This window comes from Bradyrhizobium sp. AZCC 1693 (assembly GCF_036924745.1).
In the GTDB taxonomy this organism is placed as follows: Bacteria; Pseudomonadota; Alphaproteobacteria; order Rhizobiales; family Xanthobacteraceae; genus Bradyrhizobium.
Genome location: NZ_JAZHSD010000001.1, coordinates 142,348 through 167,251 on the forward strand (window position 1 = coordinate 142,348; position 24,904 = coordinate 167,251).

26 protein-coding genes and 1 pseudogene are annotated in these 24,904 nt (G+C 63.5%); 14 read left to right on the top strand and 13 right to left on the bottom strand.

Translation table 11 applies throughout. The annotated features are described in order from the left end of the window. Positions 1-259: 259 nt before the first annotated feature. On the top strand, positions 260-1,633 hold the full coding sequence (locus V1293_RS00675; RefSeq protein ID WP_334505800.1) for an APC family permease: 1,374 nt from the start codon (positions 260-262) through the stop codon (positions 1,631-1,633). 2 nt (positions 1,634-1,635) lie between these two features. Then, positions 1,636-2,856, top strand: a complete 1,221-nt coding sequence (locus tag V1293_RS00680; RefSeq protein ID WP_334505802.1) for a hypothetical protein — start codon at positions 1,636-1,638, stop codon at positions 2,854-2,856. A gap of 12 nt (positions 2,857-2,868) precedes the next feature. On the opposite strand, the gene V1293_RS00685 is transcribed toward V1293_RS00680, so the two are convergent. Together V1293_RS00685 and yidD are read right to left on the bottom strand one after the other, a co-directional pair. Then, a complete protein-coding gene (locus tag V1293_RS00685) occupies positions 2,869-3,036 on the bottom strand; it encodes a hypothetical protein (RefSeq protein ID WP_334505804.1) in 168 nt (55 codons plus the stop codon). Positions 3,037-3,114: 78 nt separating this feature from the next. Further along, positions 3,115-3,468, bottom strand: a complete 354-nt coding sequence (yidD, locus tag V1293_RS00690; protein WP_334505806.1) for a membrane protein insertion efficiency factor YidD — start codon at positions 3,466-3,468, stop codon at positions 3,115-3,117. A 235-nt stretch (positions 3,469-3,703) separates the two neighbouring features. Here yidD and V1293_RS00695 point away from each other — a divergent pair, with 235 nt between their 5' ends. Then, a complete protein-coding gene (locus V1293_RS00695; protein ID WP_334505808.1) occupies positions 3,704-4,621 on the top strand; it encodes a hypothetical protein in 918 nt (305 codons plus the stop codon). A gap of 148 nt (positions 4,622-4,769) precedes the next feature. Here the strand turns inward: V1293_RS00695 and V1293_RS00700 are convergent, their stop codons facing one another. After that, on the bottom strand, positions 4,770-5,219 hold the full coding sequence (locus tag V1293_RS00700) for an iron-sulfur cluster assembly scaffold protein (protein ID WP_334505810.1): 450 nt from the start codon (positions 5,217-5,219) through the stop codon (positions 4,770-4,772). A gap of 230 nt (positions 5,220-5,449) precedes the next feature. Here V1293_RS00700 and folE point away from each other — a divergent pair, with 230 nt between their 5' ends. From folE to V1293_RS00715, 3 genes are all read left to right on the top strand, one after another. Continuing rightward, positions 5,450-6,172 carry a GTP cyclohydrolase I FolE gene (gene folE, locus V1293_RS00705; protein ID WP_334505812.1) on the top strand — a complete coding sequence of 241 codons (723 nt, stop codon included), beginning with the start codon at positions 5,450-5,452 and terminating at the stop codon, positions 6,170-6,172. 27 nt (positions 6,173-6,199) lie between these two features. Then, on the top strand, positions 6,200-6,631 hold the full coding sequence (hisI, locus tag V1293_RS00710; RefSeq protein WP_334505814.1) for a phosphoribosyl-AMP cyclohydrolase: 432 nt from the start codon (positions 6,200-6,202) through the stop codon (positions 6,629-6,631). Between the two features lie 251 nt (positions 6,632-6,882). Next, the gene (locus V1293_RS00715; RefSeq protein WP_334505816.1) at positions 6,883-7,896 is read left to right on the top strand and encodes a transglycosylase SLT domain-containing protein; all 1,014 of its coding nucleotides are present in this window, start codon (positions 6,883-6,885) and stop codon (positions 7,894-7,896) included. Positions 7,897-7,940: 44 nt separating this feature from the next. On the opposite strand, the gene V1293_RS00720 is transcribed toward V1293_RS00715, so the two are convergent. Further along, entirely contained in the window at positions 7,941-8,282 is a 342-nt protein-coding gene (locus V1293_RS00720; RefSeq protein WP_334505818.1) for a hypothetical protein, read from the bottom strand. Positions 8,283-8,527: 245 nt separating this feature from the next. Between V1293_RS00720 and V1293_RS00725 the strand changes: the two genes are divergently transcribed. Together V1293_RS00725 and thrS are read left to right on the top strand one after the other, a co-directional pair. Further along, on the top strand, positions 8,528-9,703 hold the full coding sequence (locus V1293_RS00725) for a DUF2336 domain-containing protein (RefSeq protein ID WP_334505820.1): 1,176 nt from the start codon (positions 8,528-8,530) through the stop codon (positions 9,701-9,703). A 398-nt stretch (positions 9,704-10,101) separates the two neighbouring features. Beyond that, positions 10,102-11,313 carry a threonine--tRNA ligase gene (gene thrS, locus V1293_RS00730; protein ID WP_334505822.1) on the top strand — a complete coding sequence of 404 codons (1,212 nt, stop codon included), beginning with the start codon at positions 10,102-10,104 and terminating at the stop codon, positions 11,311-11,313. A 123-nt stretch (positions 11,314-11,436) separates the two neighbouring features. Here thrS and V1293_RS00735 read toward each other — a convergent pair whose 3' ends face one another. The 5 genes from V1293_RS00735 to V1293_RS00755 all read right to left on the bottom strand — a co-directional run bounded on the left by V1293_RS00735 (position 11,437) and on the right by V1293_RS00755 (position 16,496). Further along, a complete protein-coding gene (locus tag V1293_RS00735) occupies positions 11,437-12,015 on the bottom strand; it encodes an Hpt domain-containing protein (RefSeq protein WP_334505824.1) in 579 nt (192 codons plus the stop codon). Between the two features lie 21 nt (positions 12,016-12,036). Then, entirely contained in the window at positions 12,037-12,582 is a 546-nt protein-coding gene (locus V1293_RS00740; protein WP_025590237.1) for a response regulator, read from the bottom strand. Between the two features lie 167 nt (positions 12,583-12,749). Then, positions 12,750-13,529, bottom strand: coding sequence for an NAD kinase (locus V1293_RS00745; protein ID WP_334505826.1), 780 nt, complete (start codon positions 13,527-13,529; stop codon positions 12,750-12,752). Positions 13,530-13,654: 125 nt separating this feature from the next. Next, positions 13,655-15,781: an adenylate/guanylate cyclase domain-containing protein gene (locus tag V1293_RS00750; protein WP_334505828.1), complete on the bottom strand. Its 2,127-nt coding sequence runs from the start codon at positions 15,779-15,781 to the stop codon at positions 13,655-13,657. Positions 15,782-15,830: 49 nt separating this feature from the next. Further along, positions 15,831-16,496 carry a hypothetical protein gene (locus V1293_RS00755; RefSeq protein WP_334505830.1) on the bottom strand — a complete coding sequence of 222 codons (666 nt, stop codon included), beginning with the start codon at positions 16,494-16,496 and terminating at the stop codon, positions 15,831-15,833. Between the two features lie 289 nt (positions 16,497-16,785). Here V1293_RS00755 and V1293_RS00760 point away from each other — a divergent pair, with 289 nt between their 5' ends. Then, positions 16,786-18,384 (top strand): S10 family peptidase, encoded by a 1,599-nt coding sequence (locus tag V1293_RS00760; RefSeq protein ID WP_334505832.1) that lies wholly within the window; start codon positions 16,786-16,788, stop codon positions 18,382-18,384. Between the two features lie 180 nt (positions 18,385-18,564). Here the strand turns inward: V1293_RS00760 and V1293_RS00765 are convergent, their stop codons facing one another. Then, positions 18,565-19,101, bottom strand: coding sequence for a tetratricopeptide repeat protein (locus V1293_RS00765; protein WP_334505834.1), 537 nt, complete (start codon positions 19,099-19,101; stop codon positions 18,565-18,567). 291 nt (positions 19,102-19,392) lie between these two features. Between V1293_RS00765 and V1293_RS00770 the strand changes: the two genes are divergently transcribed. The 5 genes and pseudogenes from V1293_RS00770 (at position 19,393) to V1293_RS00790 (ending at position 22,812) form a co-directional block, all read left to right on the top strand. After that, entirely contained in the window at positions 19,393-19,692 is a 300-nt protein-coding gene (locus V1293_RS00770; RefSeq protein WP_334505836.1) for a His-rich protein BRANT, read from the top strand. 209 nt (positions 19,693-19,901) lie between these two features. Further along, positions 19,902-20,324, top strand: coding sequence for a hypothetical protein (locus tag V1293_RS00775; protein WP_334505838.1), 423 nt, complete (start codon positions 19,902-19,904; stop codon positions 20,322-20,324). A gap of 205 nt (positions 20,325-20,529) precedes the next feature. Continuing rightward, a pseudogene (locus tag V1293_RS00780) lies at positions 20,530-21,359 on the top strand (alpha/beta fold hydrolase). 320 nt (positions 21,360-21,679) lie between these two features. Next, positions 21,680-22,393, top strand: coding sequence for an outer membrane protein (locus V1293_RS00785; protein ID WP_334505840.1), 714 nt, complete (start codon positions 21,680-21,682; stop codon positions 22,391-22,393). Between the two features lie 179 nt (positions 22,394-22,572). Beyond that, the gene (locus V1293_RS00790) at positions 22,573-22,812 is read left to right on the top strand and encodes a hypothetical protein (protein WP_334505842.1); all 240 of its coding nucleotides are present in this window, start codon (positions 22,573-22,575) and stop codon (positions 22,810-22,812) included. Positions 22,813-22,912: 100 nt separating this feature from the next. Here V1293_RS00790 and V1293_RS00795 read toward each other — a convergent pair whose 3' ends face one another. The 3 genes from V1293_RS00795 to V1293_RS00810 form a co-directional block, all read right to left on the bottom strand. Then, positions 22,913-23,167, bottom strand: coding sequence for a hypothetical protein (locus V1293_RS00795; RefSeq protein ID WP_334505844.1), 255 nt, complete (start codon positions 23,165-23,167; stop codon positions 22,913-22,915). Positions 23,168-23,545: 378 nt separating this feature from the next. Next, positions 23,546-24,022: a hypothetical protein gene (locus V1293_RS00805; protein ID WP_334505848.1), complete on the bottom strand. Its 477-nt coding sequence runs from the start codon at positions 24,020-24,022 to the stop codon at positions 23,546-23,548. Positions 24,023-24,305: 283 nt separating this feature from the next. Further along, positions 24,306-24,530, bottom strand: a complete 225-nt coding sequence (locus tag V1293_RS00810) for a hypothetical protein (RefSeq protein ID WP_334505850.1) — start codon at positions 24,528-24,530, stop codon at positions 24,306-24,308. Between the last annotated feature and the right edge of the window lie 374 nt (positions 24,531-24,904).

Consider the following 24,904-nt stretch of genomic DNA (forward strand, 5'->3'; position numbering starts at 1 on the left):
CGTAAGCTCGTACGCGTTCAGACGTTAAGCGTCCGGAAAAACTCCCCATCCGGAAGCCTTGAGGAGACCATGCAATCGTGTCGCGATTGTGGGACCGTCACGATGTTTTCGCAATCCAGTAGTGGCACGGGGGTAGTAGTAGGTATTATCGAACCTATTTTACCTTTCAATTTAAACCCTTGTTAACATTGCTTGAATTGAAGCGCGTCAGCCTGCACGATGCAGCTACTGGCTGCGGGCGCTGAAGGTACGGTCCGACATGGCGGCATCAGAAACGGGAAGCCCGGCGTGGCCCGGCTCGCTCTCTGGCGGCGGCTCCACCGTTTCGGCCCTGGTGGCGGTGGCCATCGTTGTTGCCGACATGGTCGGCGTCGGCGTCTTCACCAGCCTCGGCTTTCAGGTCAAGGACATCCCCTCCGGCTTTTCTATCCTGTTGCTGTGGACCGTCGGCGGCATCGTCGCGTTGTGCGGGGTGTTTTCCTACGGTGAACTCGGCGCGATGTTTCCGCGCTCGAGCGGCGAGTACAACTTCCTCGGCCGGGCCTATCACCCGGCCTTCGGCTTTGTGGCGGGCTGGGTATCGGCAACCGTCGGCTTCGCCGCACCCGTCGCCCTGGCCGCCATGGCATTCGGCGAGTACGGCAAGTCGGTAGTATCAGATGCGCCGCCGCTGGCGCTTGCGATCGGCGTGGTCTGGCTGGTGTCGCTGGTGCAACTCACCGGTGTCCGGCACTCCTCGACCTTTCAACTGATCGCGACCATCCTGAAGGTACTGCTGATCGTGGCCTTCCTGGTCTCCGGCTTCGTGATCGGCTCCGGGCAGCCGGTGTCATTCGCGCCATCAGCTTCCGACTTCACCCATATCGTCAGCGCGCCGTTCGCGATCAGCCTTGTGTTCGTGATGTATTCGTTCTCGGGATGGAACGCGGCGACCTACATCATCGGCGAGGTGAGGCTGCCCGAACGCAACGTGCCGCGGGCGATGCTGATCGGAACGCTGATCGTGCTGGTGTTGTATGTGGCGCTCAACGCGGTGTTCCTGCACACCGCGCCGATCGACAAGCTCGCAGGCCAACTCGACGTCGCCCGCATTTCCGGCGGCTACATCTTCGGCGAGTTCGGCGGCCGCATCGTCGGCGCGATGATCTGCTTCGGGCTGATCTCCTCGATCAGTGCGATGATGTGGATCGGGCCGCGCGTCATGATGACGATGGGCGAGGACATTCCGGTGCTGCGGGCGTTCGCCCGCAGGTCGACCGGCGGCGCGCCGGCCCATGCCATCCTGTTTCAGCTCTCGGTCGCGAGCCTGATGCTGTTTACGCGCAGCTTCGAGGCAGTGCTGGATTTCATCCAGTTCGCGCTGCTGTTCTGCTCGTTCTTCACCGTGCTCGGCGTGGTCAAGCTGCGCATCACGCATCCCGACCTGCCGCGGCCCTACCGTGCATGGGGATACCCGGTTACCCCTGTGGTTTTCCTGCTCGTGACCGGGTTCATGATGTACTACCTTTTGACCGAGCGGCCGTTGCAGTCGCTGCTGGGTCTTTTGATCATGTTTTCAGGCCTCTTGATTTACGCCGTCTTCCGCAAGCGGGCAGATCAAGGCCCCGTGGCCGCATCTCCGGGTCGCGAATGAACATGCTGCATTCTCTGCGCATTGCGACGGTCGCTGCCGCCATGCTGGTCGCGGCCGCCAGCCACCTCCATGCCCAAACCGCGACGGTGGACGACACCGCGAAATTCCTGGCCGGCATGATGCCGTCGGCGGATTCACCGCTCGTGCCGCTCACCAAGGAGGCGGCCTGGCAGCGCCACGCCAAATTCTTCGACAGCGCGTTTGGGCAACTCGAGCAGCGCCAGTTGTCTCGAATCCGCGCCTGGGCGGATACCAATCTGGCGGCGCCGCGGCCGACCATGTTCTACATGTTCTCAGGCCCGGACTTTCTCTACGCGAACGCGTTCTATTCAAAGGCGTCGACCTACGTGCTGAGCGCGCTCGAGCCGGTCGGCTCGGTGCCCGACCTCTCGAGATTGCCGCGCGGCGGCATTGCGTCAGCGCTCTACAATGTAGAACGCTCGCTGGGATCGATCCTGAGCTTCAGCTTCTTCATCACCAAGCAGATGAAGACCGATCTGCAGGCGGGCCAGATCAGCGGCACCTTGCCGATCCTCTACGTGTTCCTGGCGCGCTCGGGCATGACCGTCAGAAGCGTCAGTCCGATCTCGCTGGACGACAAGGGCGCGGCGTATTTCGCAGGCGAGAATGCTGGACCGAATGCCGTGCGCGGCGTGCGCATCATGTTCGCCGGCAGCGACGGTCAGGAAAAGACGCTGTATTACTTCTCGACCGATCTTTCCAACTCCGGCGTAAAGGGGAGCGGCTTCCTGAAATTCTGTGCGACGCTCGCGCCCGGCAACAGCCTGATCAAGAGCGCCTCCTATCTGCTGCATTCCGGCAACTTCACCACCGTGCGCGACTTCCTGCTCGCCAACAGCGCCACCGTGATCCAGGACGATTCCGGAATCCCGCTTGCGTATTACAGCGCGAAGAAATGGCGCTTCTTTCCGTTCGGCCGTTATCTGGGACCGATCGACGAATTCCAAGGACGCTATCAGGAATCTTATGCCGCGCTGTTCCGGCGCGCGCAGCCGATGGATTTCGGCATCGGCTATCGCTGGCGCACCAATGAATCGAATTTGCTGCTGTCGGTAAAATTGCCGGACGACGGCCCGGCGAGTTCCGACGCGACGCCGTCGACCGAAACCCCGCCACCGCCGCCGCCGCGCGTGCGAAAGCCGCGTCCGCCGGCGGACATCGGACCGCAGCCGAGGGGCGGCGGCTTCTTCTTCTGGCGATAGAACGCCCGGACTTCACCAGCGTACGCTTTGACTAGGTACGATGAAGGCCGCTTTGCTTGACGGTTCGGAACGCGTGCCGAAATATTGCCACGCCGCGACAATGAGGATGAGCAGCGCGAGGACCGCGAGCAGGTCGTTCAGCCGGGGGTCGTGACCGTGATGGCTGGTTTTCCAGCGCATCGTTTGTTTCCTCCCTGAGGGAGCGTCCAAATCAATGCGGAAGGGGAACCGGAGTTCCCACGCATCAGCAATGCATGTTCATGAGGAATTGACGCCGCGCCAGCGGCCGTAGCGCCACGGCAGATACCATCGCGCACCCGCAGGCTTCGTGAGCGGCACGTTGTCGATGCCGGATGTGCCGAAGGGCTGGCAGCGCAGGATCCGCGCCAGCGTCATCCATCCGCCGCCCCACAGGCCGAAACGCTCGATCGCTTCGTCGCCATACACCGAGCAGGTCGGCAGATGCCGGCAATTGTAGCCGACCAGCGGCGACAGCGTGTGCCGGTAAATCCAGATCAGCGCGCGCCCCGCATTGCGCGGTAGATCACGGACGGTGTTGGCACAATCCGTGCAGTGTTTTGGAGGTGACGATGAATGATCTGGGCGCGCCATGCTACTATTTACGTAGTTTTGCGGGTGTTCCCAAACAAGGAACTCAAGCCGTGCAGATATTTACGCCACAGTTCGCAATTATCGCACCGCAAAACACCGGAGCAAGCCAAGGTATAATGGACGGCACATGTCAGTACGGTTACCGTTTCAGCATCGCTTCGATGACAGAATCATGTGGCGCTGAAGTGGGGCCGTTGCCATCGCTCCCTGAGGGAGCTTGGGGGAAGGAACCAAATTGAGGTTTGTGAGGTCGCTGAAATTTCGCGGCTGGGCGCTGCTCGGCGCCACCGCCTTCTGTCTCGCATTGCCTGGCGCGGTCACGACGCTGGGCAACTCGGCGCACGCCGGCGGCACCCTTGAAGAACGCAAGCAGCCGATGCATTTCAAGTGGAATACGTGCCAGCCGGATTGCAGGGGCTGGGTCTCTGCGGTTGGCATCGTGACATCAGATAGTCCTAGAGAGTTCGAGGAATTCGCCAGGGATCGCCAGCTCGCCGGCGTAACCATCGTGCTGGATTCCAGCGGCGGCTCGGTCAACGATTCCATCACGCTCGGCCGTAAGTTCCGCAGTCTCGGCGCGCTGACCACGGTCGGCGCCACGGTGCGCACGAAAAGCCCGCAGGGCGAACGCGCGAGCGTGGCTCCGGAAGCCTATTGCGAGTCGATGTGCGTGTTCTTGCTTCTGTCAGGCAAGACCCGCTACGTGCCGCCTGTCGCGCATGTCCGCGTGCACCAGATCTGGATGGGCGATCGCGCCGACGATGCCAAGGCCGCAAGCTACTCCGCGCAGGATCTGATGATCGTGGAGCGCGACATCGGCCGGCTCGCGAAATATACCTTCGAGATGGGCGGCACCGGCGATTTGCTGTCGCTCGCGCTCAGCGTGCCGCCGTGGGAAGATCTGCATGAATTGTCGCGCGGTGAATTGCGCCTGAGCAATCTCGTCACGACCGATGCGGTCGCCGACGTATTCCTGCAGGACAATGGGACGCTGCCGATGGCCGAGGCGAAGCCCTCCAAGCCGCAGGATCGCTTCGCCAGTTCCGCCGTGGACGGCGACGCGCAGCCGCAGCCGGGCAAGTCGACCAAGACCGCCGAGGCCGCGGCTCCGACCGGCAGCGCCGCGACCGCGCCGGCCCAGCCGCAGAAATAGGCTCTATCCCGCACCCACGGTGTCATCATCCGCGAAAGCGGATGATCCAGTACATCACGGCGTTTGTGTGATCCGACGAGAATTCACGGCGTACTGGATACCCCGCATTCACTCGCGGGGTATGACGACGGTATGCTGGGCTCGCCCCTTACGCCGACGCCGGCTGCCTGGCCTTGGCTTCGATCTGGCCGATGGCGTCGACCACGGCGTCGAAGGTCAGCATGGTCGAGGCGTGGCGGGCCTTGTAGTCGCGCACCGGTTCGAGCAGGGCGATGTCGGCCCATTTGCCTTGCGGGGGACCGCCGTTTTCTTTCAGCATTTTGCGCACGGTTTCTCGCAATTCACGTAATTCGCTAGCCGTCGAGCCGACCACATGGCTTGCCATGATCGAGGAGGAGGCTTGTCCCAGCGCACAGGCCTTCACGTCATGGGCGAAGTCGGTGACCACGGGCCCCTCCATCTTGAGATCGACCTTGACGGTCGAGCCGCACAGCTTGGAGTGGGCGGTGGCGCTGGCGTGGGGATCGGGGAGGCGGCCGAGGCGGGGGATATTGCCCGCCAGTTCGATGATCCGCTTGTTGTAGATGTCGTTCAGCATGAGATTAGGTGTCCCGGGCGGCGGTCGGAGCGCCCTTGGCGGCTGGGTTTCATCGTCCTATATATGAACAGGAAGGGCCGAAAAACAGCCCGGCCTTTCGCCGAGGCGTGCCGAAATGGAAACCAGTTCGCCCGCCAACGTATTGTGATGGGACTCAGGCGCCCGGCGGCAAAACCGCCCCGTCTGCCCGGTGACACTCCGGTCCTTCGGGCCGGTCGAACGGAGAAGACATGGACGCATTGATCAAATCCCTCCGCCCAGGCAAGCCTTCTGAAATCAAGCCTTCTGAAGTCAAATCGCCCGATGTGGCCCCGGAAACCCGCCCGGCCGAACTCGATCCGGCCGAATTCCTGGCGGCTGCCGTTCGCGCCGATCTGCCGCGCCCGTCGCGCGGGGAGGCCGAGCAGGCCGTGCTGACGCTGCTCAGCTATATCGGCGAGAACCCCGGCCGCGAAGGCCTGCTGGATACGCCGCGCCGGGTGGTCGAAGCCTTCGACGAACTCTATCAGGGCTACCATCAGTGCCCGGCCGAGGTGCTGGACCGCACCTTTGGCGAAACCGCCGGCTATGACGATTTCGTCCTGGTTCGCGACATCGAATTCACCTCGCAATGCGAGCACCACATGATGCCGTTCTACGGCAGGGCGCATATCGCCTATACGCCGGTCGAGCGGGTAGTGGGATTGTCGAAGCTGGCGCGGCTCACCGATATCTTCGCCCGCCGCCTGCAGACCCAGGAGCACCTGACCGCCCAGATCGCGGCCGCCATCGACGAGGTCTTGAAACCCCGGGGCGTTGCCGTGCTGATCGAGGCGGAGCATACCTGCATGTCGGTGCGCGGCGTCGCCAAGCATGGCGCGATGACGTTCACCAGCCGGTTTACCGGCATGTTCCGCGACAATCCGGCGGAGCAGCAGCGTTTCCTGTCCCTGGTGCGAGGACCGAACCGGTAACCTCGCTTGCAGTTTGCGAGGTTTTCCGTGTCTTCAAAACATGACCATGATCGCGAAGAAGGGCTGACTTTCCAGCCCAAATTCGACGCGTCCGGGCTCGTGACCTGTGTGGCGACCGATGCCGCCACCGGCGACGTGCTGATGGTCGCACACATGAACGACGAGGCGCTGCGCAAGACGATCGCGAGCGGCGAGGCATGGTACTTCAGCCGGTCGCGCAATGCGTTGTGGCGAAAAGGTGAGACGTCGGGTCAGACCCAGCGCGTGGTCGAGATGCGCCTGGATTGCGATCAGGACGCGGTCTGGATCAGGGTGGAGCAGACCGGCGCCGCCTGTCACACTGGGCGGCGGTCGTGCTTCTACCGCAAGATCGACGCGGGCAAGGGTGGGGCGCGTTTGTCGTTCGTCGACGCGGACAAACTGTTCGATCCGGCGAAGGTTTATTCCAAGAACACGTGATGTGGCGTTCCCCGGATGCTGCGCAGCGCGCCGCTCTTGCGGCGTGGTGCGCTGCTGATCCGGGGTCCACGGTCGCAATGGGTCCCGGCTCTGCGGTGCACCGTCGAAGGGACGCTGCACCGCGTCCGGAATACGGGCGCCCTTAACCCGTCATTAACCATAATTGCGGCAGTCTCGGTCTCGTATAGGCGCTGATTGCCAGTGCCTTGAGGGCCCGCGCGAGCTTTCGCGAGGAGCGGGGCACCAGAGACATGTCGGTCGACACAACGAGCGCCACGGCTGCGGCAGGTGTCGATCCCGCGCGCGCGAAGATCGCGGGCTCGATCAAGCAGGCCGCTTCGACCACCGGCGCCAGCTTCGAATATCTGCTCGCCACCGCGAAGATGGAATCCAACTTCAACCCGAAGGCAGCCGCCACCACCTCGTCGGCGCGCGGGCTGTTCCAGTTCATCGACCAGACCTGGCTTGGCACCGTGAAAGAGGCGGGCGCCCATCTCGGCTACGGCAACTATGCCGACGCCATCACCAAAAATCCTTCCGGCAGCTATTCGGTCAGCGACCCCGACGCGCACGCGGCGATCATGAAACTGCGCGACGATCCGGAGGCTGCCTCGTCGATGGCGGCGGTGCTGACCCAGTCCAACAGTTTCAAATTGACCGGCAAGATCGGCCGCCGCCCGACCGACGCCGAACTCTATATGGCGCATTTCATGGGCGTCGGCGGCGCCGGCAAGCTGATCCAGAACGCCGAGGACAATCCGAACGCGTCAGCGGCGCGGATGTTTCCGAATGCGGCTGCGGCCAACCAGTCGATCTTCTATGATCGCTCGGGGCAGGCGCGCAGCGTCTCGCAGGTCTATTCGGTGCTGAGCACGCGCTACGTGGCCGCCGCCAATTCGCCGGTGACACGCACCGCCATGGCGGCCGCCGGCGGCGATCTTCCAAGGCGGGTGACGATTGCGAGCAATGCTGCGCCGGCGGCGATCGACAACGCGGCCTATCTCTCGAGTTTTCCGGATCAGCGCGCGGTGACGCCGGTGGCGGCAACGTCGCAGACAGCCGCCGCGTCACCCGAGCCGATCTTCCGCTCGCTGTTTCAGGCCGGCGAACGCACGCAGCCGATTTCCCCGGCGGTGCAGGAATTGTGGGGCAGCAGTTCGTCGCTGACCTCGGCGAGCACCATATTGTCGGGACATAAGCCCGAGGTCCGCGCTCCCGGCCGGCTCGATCTCTTTAGCGACCGCGACGGCACGTTCAGCAGCTGACCCATGGTGAGGAGCCGCGCAGCGGCGTCTCGAACCATGCGGCCCTAGCTGGGCTTTCCCGGATGCCCAACCATCTTCATCAGTCCGACCGTGATCCGAACCGCCTCGACCTGAGTGACCGTAGGATCGATGCTCTGCGCAAACTCGGTGATCGCATCAATGACCGCCGTCGCGCGCACCTGATCCTCCGAGCCGACAGCTTCACGATATCGCTTCATAATCTCTGGATTCTCGGCTGCTCGCTGAACAAGCGGATGGAGTTCCTCTAGCGTGCGCATCGGCTCAAGCGGACGAAGGACATCCTCTAACGATCGTTGGGTCGGCTTCTCGGCAAAAGACGGTATCCGCAACCAAGCGAGAGGCTTGTCGTCCTTGTCGTCAGGCATTTTCCACATCCGGCATCGTCATGCACATCGATCCCGCGAGCGGAATTCGATGGTACATTCTTATCCTTTCAGATGCGCTTTGCGTTCGTCAGGATGAGGGCAAGGAATAGCCGGCCCTCGCACCCTTAACAAAACGTCAATAAAACCAGCCGTTTATGGTGAACCCTTTGTTAAGCGTCATGGTTTATTTTTTCTAATAGTGGCACCGCGTCACGGTGTCGTCTCACGTTGCGTAAGCCAGGACCATGATCGTTCGGCAGTTCATCAGTTGGATTCGTACCGCTCCGGCAGGCGAGCGGGCAGAGGCGACGCGGGCTTTGGCGCGGGCCTGGTTGATTTCAGATCTCAGCGAGGACGATCGCATCGCCGCCGAAGGCGCGCTGCTGATGCTGCTCGACGATCCGTCGCCGCTGGTCCGCCAGGCCATGGCGGAAGTATTTTCGCGCAGCTCGGACGCGCCGGCGGCCATTGTGCAGGCGCTCTCGCTCGACCAGCCCTCGATCGCGCTGCCGGTGCTCGAATATTCACCGCTCCTGATCGATGCCGATCTCGTCGACATCGTCGCGACCGGCAACAGCGAGATGCAGTGCGCCATCGCCCGCCGCATCAATCTGCCGCCCTCGGTCTCCGCCGCGATTGCCGAAGTCGGCTCGGCGGCCGCAGCGCTCGAACTGATCGAAAACGCCTATGCCGAGCTGGCGCCGTTTTCCTGGGACCGCATCGTCGAACGCCATGGCCATCTCGCCGCGATCCGGGAATCGATGCTGGTGCTGGAAGGCCTGCCCGCCGCCACCCGCGTGGCGCTGGTTGCCAAACTCACCGATACACTGGCGCAATTCGTCGTCGCGCGTAATTGGCTCAGCGCCGACCGGGCAGGGCGGTTGGCAAGCGAAGCGCGCGAGCGCTCGACCGTGAACATCGCGGCGCGCTCGCGCGGCGAGGATATGCAGGGCCTGGTGCGGCACCTGCGTGCGACCGGGCAATTGAACGCCGGCCTGATCCTGCGTGCGCTGTTGTCGGGCAATCTCGAACTGTTCGATTCCGCGCTGGCTGAATTGGCCGATCTGCCGCTGGCCCGCGTCACGGCGCTGCTGCACGACCGCGGCGGCGCCAGCCTGCAGGCGCTCCTGATCCGCGCGGGCCTTCCCGAATCGACCTTCGCGGCGTTTCGCGTGGCGCTCGAGGTCAGCCATGAAACCGGCTATGTCGATACGATCGGCGGCGCGGCGAGACTGCGCCGCCGCATGGTCGAGCGCGTGCTGACCCATTGCGAGACCGATCGCAAGGCCGCCGAGCCGCTATTGATCCTGCTGCGGCGCTTTGCAACCGAATCCGCGCGCGAAGAAGCCCGCATGTTCTGCGAGGAACTGGTCGCCGACGAAGCGCACGTGCCGCCCGTGCGCGATCTGATCGCGGCGTAAGCCGATCCCGCGACACAACCGATGTCGTCCCTGCCTAGTGCGCAATTGCGCACGGGCGCGCGACTCATGACCACCAGGTTGATTTTTTAAAGACAACTAGGGCGGTTGGCCCGACGTGAGGGTAGAGTGTTGATGTCCCCGCGCATCATCCATATTCTGCGACGCCAAGCGGCTGGCGTTGACGCTTGAGCGTTTTACCGTCATATACAGAGCATGAATAAGCTTCGATCAGCCGCATTGACCACCACGGCGACCGCTTACGGCGGATCGCCTGCTGGTTGCGCGCGCTAGAGACAAGCGTACTTCACCCAGAAAAGGCCCCGCCGGCGACGGACGGGGCCTTTTCTGGTTTTTGATGGTCCCGTCCGCGCTTTTTCCCGTCACAAGGAACTTAAGCCATGGACGATCTCGACCACAGAAATCTCGGCGTGCAGCTCAAGCTCTGGCACCTTCGGGACGATGCGCCGGGCATGGTGTTCTGGCATCCGCGCGGCTACGCGGTCTACCGGGCGCTGGAGGACTACGTCCGGCGCAAGATGCGCCGAGCCGGCTATGCCGAGGTCCGGACGCCGCAGCTGCTGCCAAAGGAGCTCTGGGGCCGCAGCGGCCACTGGGACAAGTTCGGCGCGCACATGTTCCGGGTCGACGACGGCGAGCTGGCGATGGCACTGAAGCCGATGTCGTGCCCGTGCCACGTGCAGATCTTCAACAAGGGGCTGCGCTCGTGGCGAGAGCTTCCGATCCGCTATGCCGAGTTCGGCGCCTGCCACCGCAATGAGCCTTCCGGTTCGCTGCACGGCATCATGCGGACGCGCGCCTTCGAGCAGGACGACGCCCATGTGTTCTGCCGCGAGCAGGACGTGGAGGGCGAAGTCGCGTGCTTCATCGCCCTGCTGGGCGAGGTCTATCGCGACCTCGGTTTTCCCGACTATGAGGTGGCGCTGGCGACGCGGCCGGCGGTGCGCGCCGGCGACGACGCGACCTGGGACTGGTCGGAGGCGAAGCTCGGCGATGCCGCGCGGCGCTGCGGCCTCGCACCTCAAATCAACTCCGGCGAAGGTGCGTTCTACGGACCAAAGCTGGAATTCGCGCTGCGCGACCGGCTGGGACGATCCTGGCAGTGCGGCACAGTGCAACTCGACGGCGTGCTGCCGCAGCGGCTCGAGGCGTCCTATGTTGCCCCCGACGGCAGCCGCGCGAGGCCCCTGATGATCCACCACGCCATCTTCGGATCGCTCGGCCGCATGATCGCGATCCTGCTCGAGCACCATGGCGGCGTGCTTCCGTTCTGGCTGTCGCCGGATCAGGTCGCGGTTGCGCCGATCTCGAAAGACCAGGCCGGATACGGCGCGGATGTTCTGGCGGCGTTTTGGGATGCCGGGATCCGGGCCGTTGCCTATGACGGCGCCGATACCCTTTCGCGGCGCATCGTGGCGGCGCATGAAATGGCGGTGCCGGTGATGGCTATCGTCGGTGGGCGCGAGATGAGGGACGGCCGGGTGAGCCTGCGCGAGCGCGACGGCTCACAGGCCGACGTTCCGCTCGCCGAGGCGGTGTCTCGCCTGCAGGCGAGGGCACGGCCGGGCGCCCTTGTGGCGGAAGCCCCGTAAACGTGCCTCAGGCGCACTCCGATCGGTGGATCCCTAGCCTGCCGGGTGTTGGCGCAGCGCACGCCGTGGCGTATGAGTCTCTGCGTTCGCAAGGGACGACACCGTGAGAGAGTGGCGACTCTCTCACTCCGCCGGAACGATGCTCGGCGCCAGGATCGCTTCGAGATGCTCGGGGCGGTCGCGGTTGACCTTGAGCAAAAATTCATCCGCGACCCCGCGGAGCTGCTTGCTCAGCTTGCTCGCCATCGTGGCGGTGTCGAGCTTGGTGCGTTCGCGCACGATCGCCTGAATGGCGTTGATGTGGTGGGTGATCAGTTCCGCCGGGACCTGGTCGAGGTCGGGCGCGTGTTCGATGATGCGGCAGAGGCTTTCGGCGGCAGCGCCTGCGGAAGGGAAGCCGAACGTGGCGGCGTCGCCCTTGATGTCATGGGCGGCGCGAAACAGCTCTTCGCGGTTGTCGACGGTGAAGCCGTTACGGAGAACGACCGCATGCGCCGCCGAGAGCCGGTCGGCCTCGATCGTCATCCAGTTCTTGAATTCGCCGGACAGTCCGGCGAGCGCCTTTTCCGCGCGTCCGACGGGGTCGTCGAGGTCGGATTCGGGGACGCGCAGCAATACCTTGCGGAGCGGATTGGGCTGCGTGATCACGTGGTGATCGCCGAACGACTTGACCTGTATCGTCCCGGGCTTCTGTTTCGTCATGATGGTCTCTCCAGGCCGGCGCTAGACGGCCGAACGCGCCTTGTCGAGCAGCGACGGCTGTTGCATGACTTCCACCTCGCCGCCAACGCGGCGCTCGGGGCCGATATAGGCATTGTTGGTATTGCGCCGGCGGTCGGGGCCGAAATAGGTCTTGGTCTTGATGAAGGGGCGCGGGTTGGCGACGACGTTGAGAATGCGCTGGTAGAGCCCCTTGGCCGAGATCGGCTTCGCCAAAAACTCGGTGACGCCGGCGTCGCGTGCGACGGTCACGCGGCGTTTCTCCGAATGCCCGGTCAGCATGATGATCGGCGCGTAAGGGTTACCCTTCGATTCGGGCTGCCGGATCATCTGCGCCAGTTCGAGACCGTCGAAGATCGGCATCGACCAGTCGGTGATGACGATGTCAGGCACGTAGTGGCTGTACATTTCCAGCGCGGTAGCGCCGTCCTCGGCCTCATAGGCTTCGCGTGCGCCGAACGAATGCAACAGCGTCCGCAGGATGCGGCGCATATGCGGATTGTCGTCGCAAATCAGAAATCGCAGCTTGTTGAAGTCGATGCGATACATGGTCCGGCCCGGCCAAGCAAAACGGTATACTGGTGTTAACCATATCGCGGCGCCCGTTAAGGAATGGTTGCGAAGCCGGCCTATTAGGCTCGCGCCGATAGCGAATGGCGCCACATTTTCTGGATAGGAACCCGGTTCAAGGTCACCGGGCGGTCACCGGGCGGGCGTCAGGACCCGAACTGCTCGCGCAGGATGCGTTCCTCGAGGCTGTGGCCGGGGTCGAACAGCATCCGCATCGAGATCGTCTTGTCGGACAGCACCTCGACGCGGCGGACGTCGCGCACGTCGTCATGGTCGGCGGCGGCCGCGACCGGACGCTTCTCGCTCTCGAGCACTTCGATGACCACGAAAGCGGAGTTGGGGAGCAGGGCGCCGCGCCAGCGGCGCGGGCGGAATGCGCTGATCGGGGTCAGCGCCAGAAGCGCGGCGTTGATCGGCAGGATCGGTCCCTGTGCCGAGAGATTATAGGCGGTGGAGCCGGCGGGCGTCGCCACCAGGATGCCGTCGGCGATCAATTCCGCCATCCGCTCGTGCTCGTCGATCAGGATGCGCAGATGCGCGGCCTGGTTGGTCTGGCGAAACAGCGCGACCTCGTTGATGGCGTGATGCAGATGCACCGTGCCATGGATGTCGGTCGCGCGCATCAGGAGCGGATTGATCAGGGATTCCCGCGCCGCCGCCAGCCGCGTCTGCAAATCGTGCGTGGTATATTCGTTCATCAGGAAGCCGACGGTGCCGCGATGCATGCCGTAGATCGGCTTGCCGGAGCGCATGTGGCGATGCAGCGTCTGCAGCATCAATCCGTCGCCGCCGAGCGCGACCACGACGTCGGCGTCGTCGGCATCGTGATTGCCGTAGAGCTTGACGAGCTGCGCCAGCGCGGCCTGCGCCTCGGTGCCTGCGCTCGCGACAAAGGCGATCCGGTCATATCGTTTGGGGGTGGCCATCGGACGAGCTCACTCACGGGTGGCGCCGGATTGCGCCGCGCTCGTCTATACACCTTACTGGGCCTTGTCGAGATGGCCGAACCAGCCTTTCGCGCCGGTAACCTAAACCGGCGGTCATCGGGACGTCATTTTTCCTGCAACGTCCTGATCGGGTCCCAGTCCTCGCCCGGCGGGTTTTGGGCCAATTCCCGGGCCCGCGCGGCAAACAGCGACGCCGGCCGGTCGATGTCGGCCGAACGGCGGAAATACTGCGCGGCGCGCTCGAATTCGCGGGCCCGCCACTGCGCAAGCCCGTCGGCGTAGTTGGCGATCAGTGTCGCTTGCGAGGAGGTCAGCCCGGCTGACGGCGCCAGCAATTGGTAGATTTTCAGCGCCTGGGTTCGCCCCTTGACCCTGATGGCGTCGAGTTCGCGCCAGGCGAAGGCATCACCGGTAAGGGCCACGGTGGTCTCGGAAGCGATGACGGTGGTGCCGTAGAACTTGTTGGCGCCCTCCAGCCGCGATGCCAGGTTCACGGCGTCGCTCATCACTGAGTAATTGAAGCGCCGCCGCGATCCGAAATTGCCGACCAGCGCCTCGCCGGAATTGATGCCGATCCGCTGCGCCAGCTTGAATTCCTGGAAGACGGCGGAAGAGGCGTTGAGTTCGGCAAGTTGCGTGCAGCAGTCCAGCGCGGCGCGCGCTGCGTTCGCGGCATGGTCAGGGTCGTCAGCAGGCGCGCCGAACACGGCCACGATGGAGTCGCCGATATATTTGTCGACATATCCGCCGTGACGCTCGATGACGTCGGTCATCGCGGACAGATATTCGTTCATCAGTTCCATCAGGCTATCGGGCGACATCTTTTCCGCGATCAGCGAAAATCCCTCGATGTCGGAGAAGAACACCGTCACGTTGCGGGTTTCGCCGCCGAGTTCCGGCAATTTGTTCGACGACAGCATGCGGTTGATGACATGCGGGGCGAGGTAGAGCGCAAAGCTCTTCTGCAGCAATCGACGGTCCTTGTCGGCGACGACGAAGCGGAATCCGATCGTGGCGGCGAGCGCGAACAGGCTCGCCAGGAACGGCTCGGCGATCGGCAGCGCCAGCGCGTGGTTGAAGGCGACGGTAGCGCCGGCAACGCTGGCCACGATCACGGCCGCCCAGGCCAGTGCCGCGCTGAGCGGTCTTAAGCGCCACGCCGCGATCGCGGCCAGCGCCGCAAACAGGGCGGAGATCAGGAAGCGCGACAGCGGGCCGGGCTCGATCACGGCATTGCGCAAGATCAGATTGTTGACCGCCGTCGCATGGATATAGACGCCCGCGATCGTGCTGATCCTGAAGCCAGCCATGACCGGCGTGCTCTCGGCCGTGCAACGCGGTGCGCGCGCGCCTTCGATGCCGGTCGCAAAGCGCTTGGAGGTCTGCTGGCGGTCCCCGATATCGAGCACGGTGCCGAAGACGACGACCTTGCCGGCGAACCAGCGCCGGAAGTAGTCCTTGTCGTTCTTGACCGCGCATGCCCGCAGATCGGCGAACGAGAACGTCGGAATGTCGCCGCCGCCGCCTTCGAAATTCAGCGTCATCGTGTTCGGTACCCGGCCGGGGACGCGGTACCCGGCAAGCGTCAGCCGGCCGCGTTCATCGAACTCGGGTGCCGCGCCCAACGCGCGCGAGGCCAGCTCGACCGCCATCGAAGGCACCGTCCCCCCATTGACGGGGAAGCTCAGCGGCAGGCGCCGCACGATATCGTCGCTGTCGATGTGAACGTTGAGCGGCCGGATGTTCTGCTGCTGGCGTACCGCGACGCGCTGTCCCGGCGACGGTCTGACGGGCTGGTTGCCCAGGGTTTCTCCCAGCACCACCTTGCCGTTCGCCGCCGCACCGGCGAGTGCACGAAGGAAGTCGCGGTCAAATCCGCGGACCTTCTCGCCGAGCATGCCCTCGCCGAACGGGATCTCCGACTGCTCGATCGATGCCGGGATCACGATGTCGAAGCCGGCCACCTTGGCGCCGCCTTCGAGCGTCGCTGATAGCACGCGGCCGATCTCCCCGGTCCAGGTCAGCATCGGCGCGCCCTTGAACGGCGGGGTGCGCAGGCTTTCCTCGTCGATCGCGACGACGACCGCCGGCGAAGCGACGGGATCCTGGCTGCGGCCGAACAGCTCCCAGCGCAGCGCGGTGAGGATATCGAGGGAGAGCCCGCGGATCGGTCTGGCCGCCGGAGACACCGAAGCCGCCGCGCAGACCAGCGCGATGGCGGCAACCACCATCCTGTTGCGCGTGCTGCGCCGGATTCTCAAGCGGGATGGCCCGTCACGCCTATTCCATCCGCAGCAACCGGCCGACGATCGGCGTCGCGCCGGGTTTGGCCTGCGCATCCACCCGGAACACGATCTGCGATGATTTGAACGTGGCGGCGTAGAGGCCGCCGGGAACCAGGGCGACGTTCTCGCTGGCGAAATCGAGGAACCGTCCCTTGAGCTGGGTGCCGCCCAGATTAATCTCCTGACGCTCGCCCGGCACGTCGAGGCGCCGAATGATCAGCTTGCCGCGTCCTTTGGCCTCCACCAGCGGCGATGCGCCGTAAAGCGTGAGCTGCGGCTGCGGCAAGGAGGCCGTGTTGTCGACACTGCGCAGCACGGTGGCGGCGACGCCGCTGGTCTCGCGCGTGGTCGCGTTGGCCTGGTTGGGATCGCAATTCGTTTTCTCGGCCTTGACCTCGGCGAGGTGAACGGCGCTCTCCTCGGTGCCGACGATGATGGTGCCGGCACCGCTGATCGTCTCGCGGCGGCATGACTTCAGATAGCTGAGAATGACGGAGCCGCCGTCGCCGATCTTGATGACTGCTTTGGGCGTCACATAGTCCATAAATTCGGCGCCGGTGACCTTGCCCTGAACGTCCTCGACCACCGCGACCGGCGAATCTGCGGCCGCCGGCGAAGCCAGCGCCAGCAGGCCGAGGCAAACAGCAATCGAACGTTTCATGTTAAGTCCCCATTGAAAAGCGCAGGTTCATTAGTCGCGCCAGCGCCCGAATGGTTGCATGGATGGATCAAAAATACCCGGCCGGTGCGCCGGTGGAACCGACCGATAGCACCTGACGGCCGGCGAGGACAACCACCGGACGCAGCGGCCGCTTTCTCACGCGATGCTGTCGGGATTGTGATTTTCGAAAAAGTTTCTCCTTGTTGTGCACCATGGCCTCATTGTCGCACTGTTGCGGCAGAATCCGCGGGGGCACGGCTGGATCGCGGGGGCGCAGGGAGCAAACGGCATGGCTTTTCGTTTCACGGCGACGCGGCCCATGCGCCTTGCCGCCACGCTTCTGGTCGTGTGCTGGGTGAGCGGTGCGCACGCCGAGGAGGCGAGTTCGCCAACTTCGCAGCAGCCGGCCGCGGCCGCGGCCGCGGCAACGCCGTCACCGTCGCCATCGGGCCAGAAGGGCGGAGCCGGGCGGGGCGCCGCCGCGCCAGCGCCCTCTGCCGCCGAACAACACCGCCTGCCGCCGGATTCCACCACCACGCAGACGCTGGCGCTGCCCGGCCGCACGCTCAACTTCACCGCCACCGCAGGCTCGATCCGAATATTTGACGACAAGGGCGAGCCGCAGGCCGATATCGCCTACACCTCCTACCAGCTTGACGGCGCCGATCGCACCAACAGGCCGGTGACGTTTCTGTTCAATGGCGGCCCCGGCGCGTCCTCGGCTTGGCTGCAATTCGGCGATGCCGGGCCGTGGCGATTGTCTATCGGCGGCGATGGCGCGATTTCTTCGGCTTCGCCTGATCTGCTGCCCAACGCCGAAACCTGGCTCGACTTCACTGATCTCGTCTTCATCGATCCCGTCGGCACCGGCTACAGCCGCTTCGTTGCGTCCGGCGAGGACGTGCGCAAGCGGTTCTTTTCGGTCGATGGCGACGTCAATTCGATCGCGCTCGTGATCCGGCGCTGGCTGGAAAAGTACGACCGTTTGCTGTCGCCGAAATTCGTCGCCGGCGAGAGCTATGGCGGCATTCGCGGGCCGAAAATCGTCCGCAATCTGCAGACCCAGCAGGGTGTCGGGGTGCGCGGGCTGATCCTGGTGTCGCCGTTGCTCGACTTCCGCGACTTTTCCGGATCGAGCCTGCTGAAATATATGTACAGCCTGCCGAGCATGACGGCGGTGGCCCGTGAAGCCAGGGGCGAGACCAAGGGGAGGGTGGCGCGCGCCGATCTCGCCGACGTCGAGCGTTACGCGCAAGGCGAATTCATCGTCGATCTCCTCAAGGGGCAGGCCGACAAGGAGGCAACGGCGCGGCTCACGGACAAGGTGGCTGCGCTCACCGGGATCGATCAGGCGGTGAGCCGCAGGCTGGCCGGGCGTTTCGAGGTTGGCGAATTTCGCCGCGAATTCGACCGGCGCAACGGCCGGGTGACCGGGCGCTACGACGCCTCGGTATCGGGCTTCGATCCCTATCCGGATTCGAACTACGCGCATTTCGGCGATCCGTCCGGCGATCCCTTGATGGCGCCGCTGACGAGTGCAGCGGTCGACCTCGCAACGCGCAAGCTCAATTGGCGGCCGGATGGCTCGTACCAATTGCTCAGCGACAGCGTGAACAAGTCGTGGGATTTCGGCCGCGGGCCGGCCGAGTCGGTTTCACAGCTTCGCGAGATTCTCGCGCTCGATCCGAAAATGAAACTGCTGGTCGGCCACGGGCTGTTCGATCTCGCCACACCGTATTTCGCTTCCAAGGTCCTTCTCGACCAGTTGCCGGCGTATGCGAGTGCGGACCGGGTGAAACTTGTCGTCTATCCCGGCGGCCACATGTTCTATTCGCGCGATGGCGCGCGCCAGGCGTTCCGCGCGGAGGTCGAGAAGGTGATGAAGTGAGTTCAATAAAAAACCGGTGCAGTGATTACGAACTGCGCCGGCCATTGTTGTTCGTCATTGCGAGCGAAGCGAAGCAATCCATATCGCGGCATAACAGACAGATGGATTGCTTCGTCGCTCTCGCTCCCTTGCGCAAACGCTTCGCGCTTGTCGCAGGCAATGACGCGACGGGCTAACTCTTTAGTACACCAATCCGGTGCCCGGCGGCTTTTCAAGCGCGGCGGCCAGCGAGCGGTATTCCTCGCTTGAGGTGCCGGTGAGTTGAGCGATGCGGTTCAGGTGATACTGCGCCTGGTCGCGGTTGCCCTGTTCGACCTGCCACAGCCCGTAATACTGCCAGGTCTTGACGTGGTTCGGGTCGGCCTTGAGCGCGCGCTCATACCAGATCTGCGAGACCTTGTAGTCGCCGAGCTTGCGATAGGAATAGCCGATCAGGTTGGCGACGGCGGCCTGGTCGTCACGGCCGAGCGCCTTCAACTGCTCGATCGCCGAGGCGTAGTCATGGCGGTCGTAGATCGCGGCGTAGGCGGCGCGATAGCCGTCGGCGAATGCGGTCTGCTCGATGCCCGGGCGGGCTTCGCTGGATTTCTTTTTCTTCTTGTCCGGCGGCGGGGGATCGTTGTCGGGTGCTGCGTAGACGACGCTAACGACAGGGGCTGCCGCGAGCGTGAGCGACAACATTGCAAGAGTCAAAATCCTGATCGCAAGTCTATTCATGCATGTCTCCTGATGGCCGGTTCGGTAATGCTACACCGAAGCCTGCTGATTTGAACCCCCGGCGCCTAAGAACATTCCCGCGCCGTCATCTCGATTCCGCCAATTTTCACCGGCGGCCGTTCGTCACCGGACATGACGAAGATGTCATTCAGATGAACGGAATCCAAAAGTCCGATTCAGGAGGGGTTCAGCGCGGAGCCGCTAGCGTCGCCTGCATGATCGGCGAGCCCGGCCTTTCGACCGGAAATGCCCGCGGGTCCCAAGGCACTGGAAAAGGAAGAGGAGACAACCATGCTCAAGACCATTACCGCAGCGCTCGTTGCCGTTTCCGTTCTCGCCGCGCCTGCGCTTGCTGGCACGCCGGGCAAGACCGCGCAGGCGCCGGTGAACAAGACCACCCAGGCTCCGGCGAACAAGTCCACGCAGGCACCTGTCATCAAGGCTGAGGGCAAATCGAAGGTGCTGAACGCCAATGCAAGGATTCACAAGCATTATCGGCATCATCGCCACCACAAGCACATCGGCTTGCACAAGACGCATGCGAAGCACATCGCGGTCAAGCACGTGACGCCGGCCGCAAAACGCAGCTGAACCTGATTCGCCGGCGCGCGTTTCGTCCCCATTGCCCGGCGCGCGCTTTGCGAATGTCAGACCAGCCCACGCGCCATTTGCTTTGCTAATGGCCGTGGGCTGGCGCGCGCTCAACTTTTCGAGAGCGAAGTGAGGAGATAACCAAGTTGCGAATTCCATTCTTGAGCCGAGCGGTCTAAGAGACGGCCGAGGGCAGGGGAAGAGTTCGCTTGAGAGGTCCGGCCAAATTCGCGGCGATGATGTTGCTGCCGATCATGCTGTCGGCGTGTGCCGCCAGCGATGACGGCAAGCCGATCACGTTTACCGATGACCGCGGTGTCTCCAGCCAGCCGTTTCCCAAAAATTACCGCGACGAAGTGCTGGCGTTTCTGAAGACCTATCTCAACGATCCCGTCGGCGTGCGCGACGCCGTCATGGCCGAGCCGGTCGAGCGCGTTGTCGGCGGGCGGCTGCGCTATCTCGCCTGTCTCCGGTTCAGCGCGCGCGAGCCCGATGGCGGCCACCGCGAGCCGCGCGAACGCGCCATCCTCTTTGTCGATGGCCGCCTCGACCGCATCATCGAAAACGCCGTCGAGCCCTGTGCGGGGGTGGCGTACGCGCCATTCGCGGAACTGGAGAAAATGACGCGATAGATTTGCGCGCGCTTCATTGAAGGCGCGCAAAGCTTGTGGTCGCCCGAGCCAGGCTTGGGCTGGCTGGATCTGACTTGCGGATTTCATCCTGGCCGCCACACGAGAGTGTGATGCCGCGTCGACCGGAAGGGTTTGACATGGTGTTGCTGGCTATTTAGATCGCATACGATATAATCGTATAAGATAAAGAACCAGAGTGAGATCCATGTCCCAGCCCATTGACCCAGGCCGCCGCCGTTTCCTTGGCACCGCCGCCATAACGCTTGCGGCTGCACCGTTCGCCATGAGCGTCGCCCTCTTCGCGCAGTCCGGCGACGCCAAGCCCGGCGCCGGCGCAGTCAGGCCGGGCGCCCACACCTCGTTTGCCGCGCTGAAACAGATCGAGGCCGGCGTGCTCACGATCGGTTATGCCGAAGCCGGGCCCGCCGACGGTCCCGTCGTCATCCTCCTGCACGGCTGGCCCTACGACATCTATGCCTTCGCCGACGTCGTCCCGGTGCTGGCGTCAGCGGGCTTCCGGGTGATCGCGCCCTGGCTGCGCGGCTACGGCACGACGCGCTTCCTCTCGGACGATACGCCGCGCAACGGCCAGCAGGGCGCGCTCGCCACCGACGTCATCGCCCTGATGGATGCGCTGAAGATCGACGAAGCGTGGTCGCCGGCTACTGATCTGGCAGCTCGCCTCAAGTGGAATTTCGATGACGCCACCTTCGAGCGCAGCGCGGCGTCCTTCGACAACCCCGACCAGTCGCCATCGTGATCCACAACTATCGCTGGCGGCTTGGTCTCGCTCCCGGCGAGGCGAAATACGACGAACTGGAAAAGCGGCTGGCCGAATTCCCCGCCATCGCCGTGCCCACCATCACCCTTGAAGGCGACGCCAATGGCGCGCCGCATCCGGACCCCAAGGTCTACGCCAGGAAGTTTTCCGGCAAATATGCCCACCGCCTCATCACCGGCGGCATCGGACATAACCTGCCGCAGGAGGCGCCGCAGGCCTTCGCCGACGCCGTCATCGAAGTGGCGCGCGCTTGAAGAGAGCCTGGTCCCGCCGGCGAGCCGCGAAACTTGCCGGCGGGGCTGCATTGCGGTGTTCCCGAGACGGAACCGTGAACGAAATCGGATCACTTTTCGGCGAGGGTTGAACCTTGCTTTAGTCATCCCGGACATCAACTAAGCGGGAAACCACCTCCTTAACGGAGGAAAAAGCCTTACGTGCGAGGAACTAAAACGTTTTGTTGCTGTGCCGTCACAGTGGCGCGCCATCGGGTCGCGGGGCATATGCCGCAAAGCAACCTAAATGAAGTCACGTTGTTTGGATTGGTATCCGCAACGTGCGTAACGGGGAAAGTGATATGAAGAAGTTCCTGCTCGGCGCCGCCGCGCTGGCCGCCATGGCGGCTCCAGCTTTCGCGGCTGACCTGCCGCCGCGCCCCTACACCAAGGCGCCTGCCTACACCGCGCCTCAGGTGGTCTATAACTGGACCGGATTTTATGTCGGCGGCCATGTCGGGGGCGCCTTCGCGGGCGACAACTCGCTGCAGGGCAGCGACGCCCGCTTCCTCGGCGGCGTGCAGGGCGGCTTTGACTATCAGTTCGCGCCGAACTGGGTAATGGGCGCCGAAGCCCAGTACAGCTGGCTGCCGAACAACAATAATAATGGCGTCCTGTTTCCGGGCGGCACCCTCGTGACATCAAACACCGACCAGCTCGGCTCGGTGACCGGCCGGCTCGGCTACACCTGGGGTCCGGCGCTGCTCTACGCCAAGGGCGGTTACGCCTGGCGCGACGGCAACGCTCTCGGGGTGTCGGTGGCCGGCGTGCCGGTGGGCTTCACCACCAACGGCAACCACAAGGACGGGTACACTGTCGGCGGCGGCCTGGAGTACATGTTCGCACCGAACTGGTCGGCCAAGGCCGAGTACCAGTATTACAATTTCGGCGACACCACCTTCACGTCCGGTCCTGCCGATATCGCCGGCCGCAACTTCCGCAACGACGAGCACACCGCCAAGGTCGGCGTGAACTACCGGTTCGGCTGGGGTGGACCTGCTGGAGGCAAATATTGATACCGATTTTGGTATCGACACGTGCAAAGGCCGGCTTCACGCCGGCCTTTTCTTGAGGAACGTCGAGGCGAGCGCGCCTCGGCTGATTTTTTGGCGCGTGCGAAAAAAATTTCGCGCTGCATGCAACTTTTCGTCACGATCCGATATTATGGTTCCGGCCGGCTGGTGGGACAACGAACATGCGTGTTTTTGCGTTAGGGCTGATCTTTTCCGCGGCGGCGTCTCCGTGCCTTGCCCAAACTGTCCTGAAATCCGAACCGCTCATCCTTGCTCCCTATGAAGTCGCCTTCGTGCAGGATCCCTCCTGCGGGGCCGGCAAGGTGCGCAAGGTAACCGGTGCGATCAGGGGACTGCAGCGGCGCAAGGCCTGTGTCACTCTGGCTGCGGAACAGGCATCGCTGGCCTCGGCGACGCCGTAAAACCGATTTACCGCCTCGGATGTCGTTCCCGGCGAACGGGACCCATCTGCAGAGCCTTTGTTTGTCCGCCCGGGGTTTGCCCGCCCGGCCGTTCTCGCCCTTACGACGCCAACTGCAACTCCGTCTGCGCTTCGCGCTCGGCCTCGGCCTTGTTTCGGGCCGGGTCTTCATGCGGCTCGAGCTGGCACGGTTTGATCTCGTAATCATGGTCCAGCACCGGGCGAGGGGCGGTGCTGTCTTGCTCGGAAACGACATCCACCACGAGGCCGCTCTTCTGGGCAATCTTCCAGACGTCGGCCGCGGTGGGATAGGCCTTGCTCAGCTTGGCATCGTTTGAGAACAGCGCGTAGGGCATGGTCGGCTCCGTAAAAACGATCAACGCGGAAGCTGGGTCCGGGTTTCAGGCTTGGCTGCCATGCCGTCATTCGACAGGCCGTTTCGGGAGCAAATTGGCTCGTTTCGGCCCATTTTCGTGGAGTCTCTGAGTCTTTAACGAGTCGTAAATCCCGGAAAAAAGAATCCCCGAGACTCGACCGCCAGAATCGCCGGATGTTTCCGGCCATGAGAACGAGCCTCCAGATCTCCTGCGAGCGTGTCCAACTCACGCTGTCCGTCTGCCTGCTGGTCGCCTGCGCGGCCAACATGGCGCTGGTCTACGCCTGGTTCTGAACTGGCTCTGAACATCGTGCGGATGCTGGGGAAGCGCGGTTTTGCGCGCTGGGTCTGCCTGGGTTTACTTGCCCGGCCGCGTCGGCTGCTCGCCTTCTTTGAGGGCCGCGTGGACCTTCGCCATGGTCGCGCTGCAATAGGCCTCGCGCTCGCGGTTGAACCGCTCCTGATGGGCGCGGAAATTGGCGACCCGCGCCCTGATCTCGGACTGGAAATCTTCCCGCAGATCGGGACGCGCCGGAGGGGCCGGCCTCGGTGTCTCCCGCGGCATTTCCTTAGGTGCTTCTCTTGATATGTCTCGTGATGCTTCTTTTGGCGCCCGGGCAACGGGCGGCGTCTCCGCCGGGAGAAACTTAATGTCGGGAAGGCCCGCGGTCGCACGGGTGGTTTCGGATGTCTCGACGGAGAGCAGGGCAACCGGCGTCGTGACCGTCTTCTCGGCCTCCGGCGTCTTCTCGGCCTCCGGCGGCTTGCCGGTCACCGATTGAACGAACGCCATCGTCTGCGCGATCAGGAGATCGCGTTCCCTCATCCATTTCATGAAACACCTCGGCCCAAGTCACTCCATCAAACGCCTTTTGTGGAATCAAGCGGGTGGGGAGGTAACCGTGGATAACTGCCGCGCTTTTGCGCGCAAGGTGACAAAACGGTGACAGTTCGTGACCGGCAGCGTGCACATGGCGCGTCGGACTTTAGTGTCCTGGACCGTGCTGTGTCCTTCGACGGCGAGTCAGGATCTGACGCTTACAATGTGAATCTCGAATCCGCGCAAGTCATGCCAGCGGCGCGCCGTGCAGCATCCGGGGAAAGCGGCCTGATGAACGTCAGCGTTCGCGCGGATTGGTGTTGAGAACGAACGGCGCACCGACCACGCGGACCGGCGGCTGATCGCTGACGTCGATGATCTGCTTGTCGGGTGAGGGGGCCTGCTGCGCGCGAGCAGTCGACCGATCGGCGAGATTGGCCGCCTTCTTTTCCGTCGGTCCCACCAAACTGGCGCCACCCGCGATCGCCACCGTGAACAAGGTGACGACGGCGAGCAGAACCATATTGCAGTTTTCTTCGCGGATTCTCATGCCTGGAAACGTGGGAGGGCAGGGCTGGTTCCGACCGGGAAGGGGAGAGAGGGTGGGGCAGTTCAACAGCATACGTCCCCCTCCGAGCCACGGTAGAACAGCTACTGAAATAGCTCCCAAGTGCCTCCAAGTGTTCTACCCTGCGGCAGATCAATCGTGCGGCATTTGGTAGCTTTGTACCGTAAACTACGGAAAATCTGCACTAAAAACGAGCAAACAGCACAAAAAATCAGCAATTTAGGCTCCTCTATGAGCCCATAAGCTCTTTTCGCGCATCGCGAATGGATGTCATACCATTCCAAGGTTCGTGAGATCCTGCCTGCTTCGTCGGATTTACCTTCGATTGA

Excerpts from the sequence above, each read along its gene's own strand:
- V1293_RS00675 (WP_334505800.1), top strand. The coding sequence starts at position 260 with ATGGCGGCATCAGAAACGGGAAGCCCGGCGTGGCCCGGCTCGCTCTCT.
- V1293_RS00680 (WP_334505802.1), top strand. The coding sequence starts at position 1,636 with ATGCTGCATTCTCTGCGCATTGCGACGGTCGCTGCCGCCATGCTGGTC.
- V1293_RS00685 (WP_334505804.1), bottom strand. The coding sequence starts at position 3,036 with ATGCGCTGGAAAACCAGCCATCACGGTCACGACCCCCGGCTGAACGAC.
- yidD (WP_334505806.1), bottom strand. The coding sequence starts at position 3,468 with ATGGCGCGCCCAGATCATTCATCGTCACCTCCAAAACACTGCACGGAT.
- V1293_RS00700 (WP_334505810.1), bottom strand. The coding sequence starts at position 5,219 with ATGCTGAACGACATCTACAACAAGCGGATCATCGAACTGGCGGGCAAT.
- folE (WP_334505812.1), top strand. The coding sequence starts at position 5,450 with ATGGACGCATTGATCAAATCCCTCCGCCCAGGCAAGCCTTCTGAAATC.
- V1293_RS00715 (WP_334505816.1), top strand. The coding sequence starts at position 6,883 with ATGTCGGTCGACACAACGAGCGCCACGGCTGCGGCAGGTGTCGATCCC.
- V1293_RS00720 (WP_334505818.1), bottom strand. The coding sequence starts at position 8,282 with ATGCCTGACGACAAGGACGACAAGCCTCTCGCTTGGTTGCGGATACCG.
- V1293_RS00725 (WP_334505820.1), top strand. The coding sequence starts at position 8,528 with ATGATCGTTCGGCAGTTCATCAGTTGGATTCGTACCGCTCCGGCAGGC.
- thrS (WP_334505822.1), top strand. The coding sequence starts at position 10,102 with ATGGACGATCTCGACCACAGAAATCTCGGCGTGCAGCTCAAGCTCTGG.
- V1293_RS00735 (WP_334505824.1), bottom strand. The coding sequence starts at position 12,015 with ATGACGAAACAGAAGCCCGGGACGATACAGGTCAAGTCGTTCGGCGAT.
- V1293_RS00740 (WP_025590237.1), bottom strand. The coding sequence starts at position 12,582 with ATGTATCGCATCGACTTCAACAAGCTGCGATTTCTGATTTGCGACGAC.
- V1293_RS00745 (WP_334505826.1), bottom strand. The coding sequence starts at position 13,529 with ATGGCCACCCCCAAACGATATGACCGGATCGCCTTTGTCGCGAGCGCA.
- V1293_RS00750 (WP_334505828.1), bottom strand. The coding sequence starts at position 15,781 with ATGGTGGTTGCCGCCATCGCGCTGGTCTGCGCGGCGGCTTCGGTGTCT.
- V1293_RS00755 (WP_334505830.1), bottom strand. The coding sequence starts at position 16,496 with ATGAAACGTTCGATTGCTGTTTGCCTCGGCCTGCTGGCGCTGGCTTCG.
- V1293_RS00760 (WP_334505832.1), top strand. The coding sequence starts at position 16,786 with ATGGCTTTTCGTTTCACGGCGACGCGGCCCATGCGCCTTGCCGCCACG.
- V1293_RS00765 (WP_334505834.1), bottom strand. The coding sequence starts at position 19,101 with ATGAATAGACTTGCGATCAGGATTTTGACTCTTGCAATGTTGTCGCTC.
- V1293_RS00770 (WP_334505836.1), top strand. The coding sequence starts at position 19,393 with ATGCTCAAGACCATTACCGCAGCGCTCGTTGCCGTTTCCGTTCTCGCC.
- V1293_RS00785 (WP_334505840.1), top strand. The coding sequence starts at position 21,680 with ATGAAGAAGTTCCTGCTCGGCGCCGCCGCGCTGGCCGCCATGGCGGCT.
- V1293_RS00790 (WP_334505842.1), top strand. The coding sequence starts at position 22,573 with ATGCGTGTTTTTGCGTTAGGGCTGATCTTTTCCGCGGCGGCGTCTCCG.
- V1293_RS00795 (WP_334505844.1), bottom strand. The coding sequence starts at position 23,167 with ATGCCCTACGCGCTGTTCTCAAACGATGCCAAGCTGAGCAAGGCCTAT.
- V1293_RS00805 (WP_334505848.1), bottom strand. The coding sequence starts at position 24,022 with ATGAAATGGATGAGGGAACGCGATCTCCTGATCGCGCAGACGATGGCG.
- V1293_RS00810 (WP_334505850.1), bottom strand. The coding sequence starts at position 24,530 with ATGGTTCTGCTCGCCGTCGTCACCTTGTTCACGGTGGCGATCGCGGGT.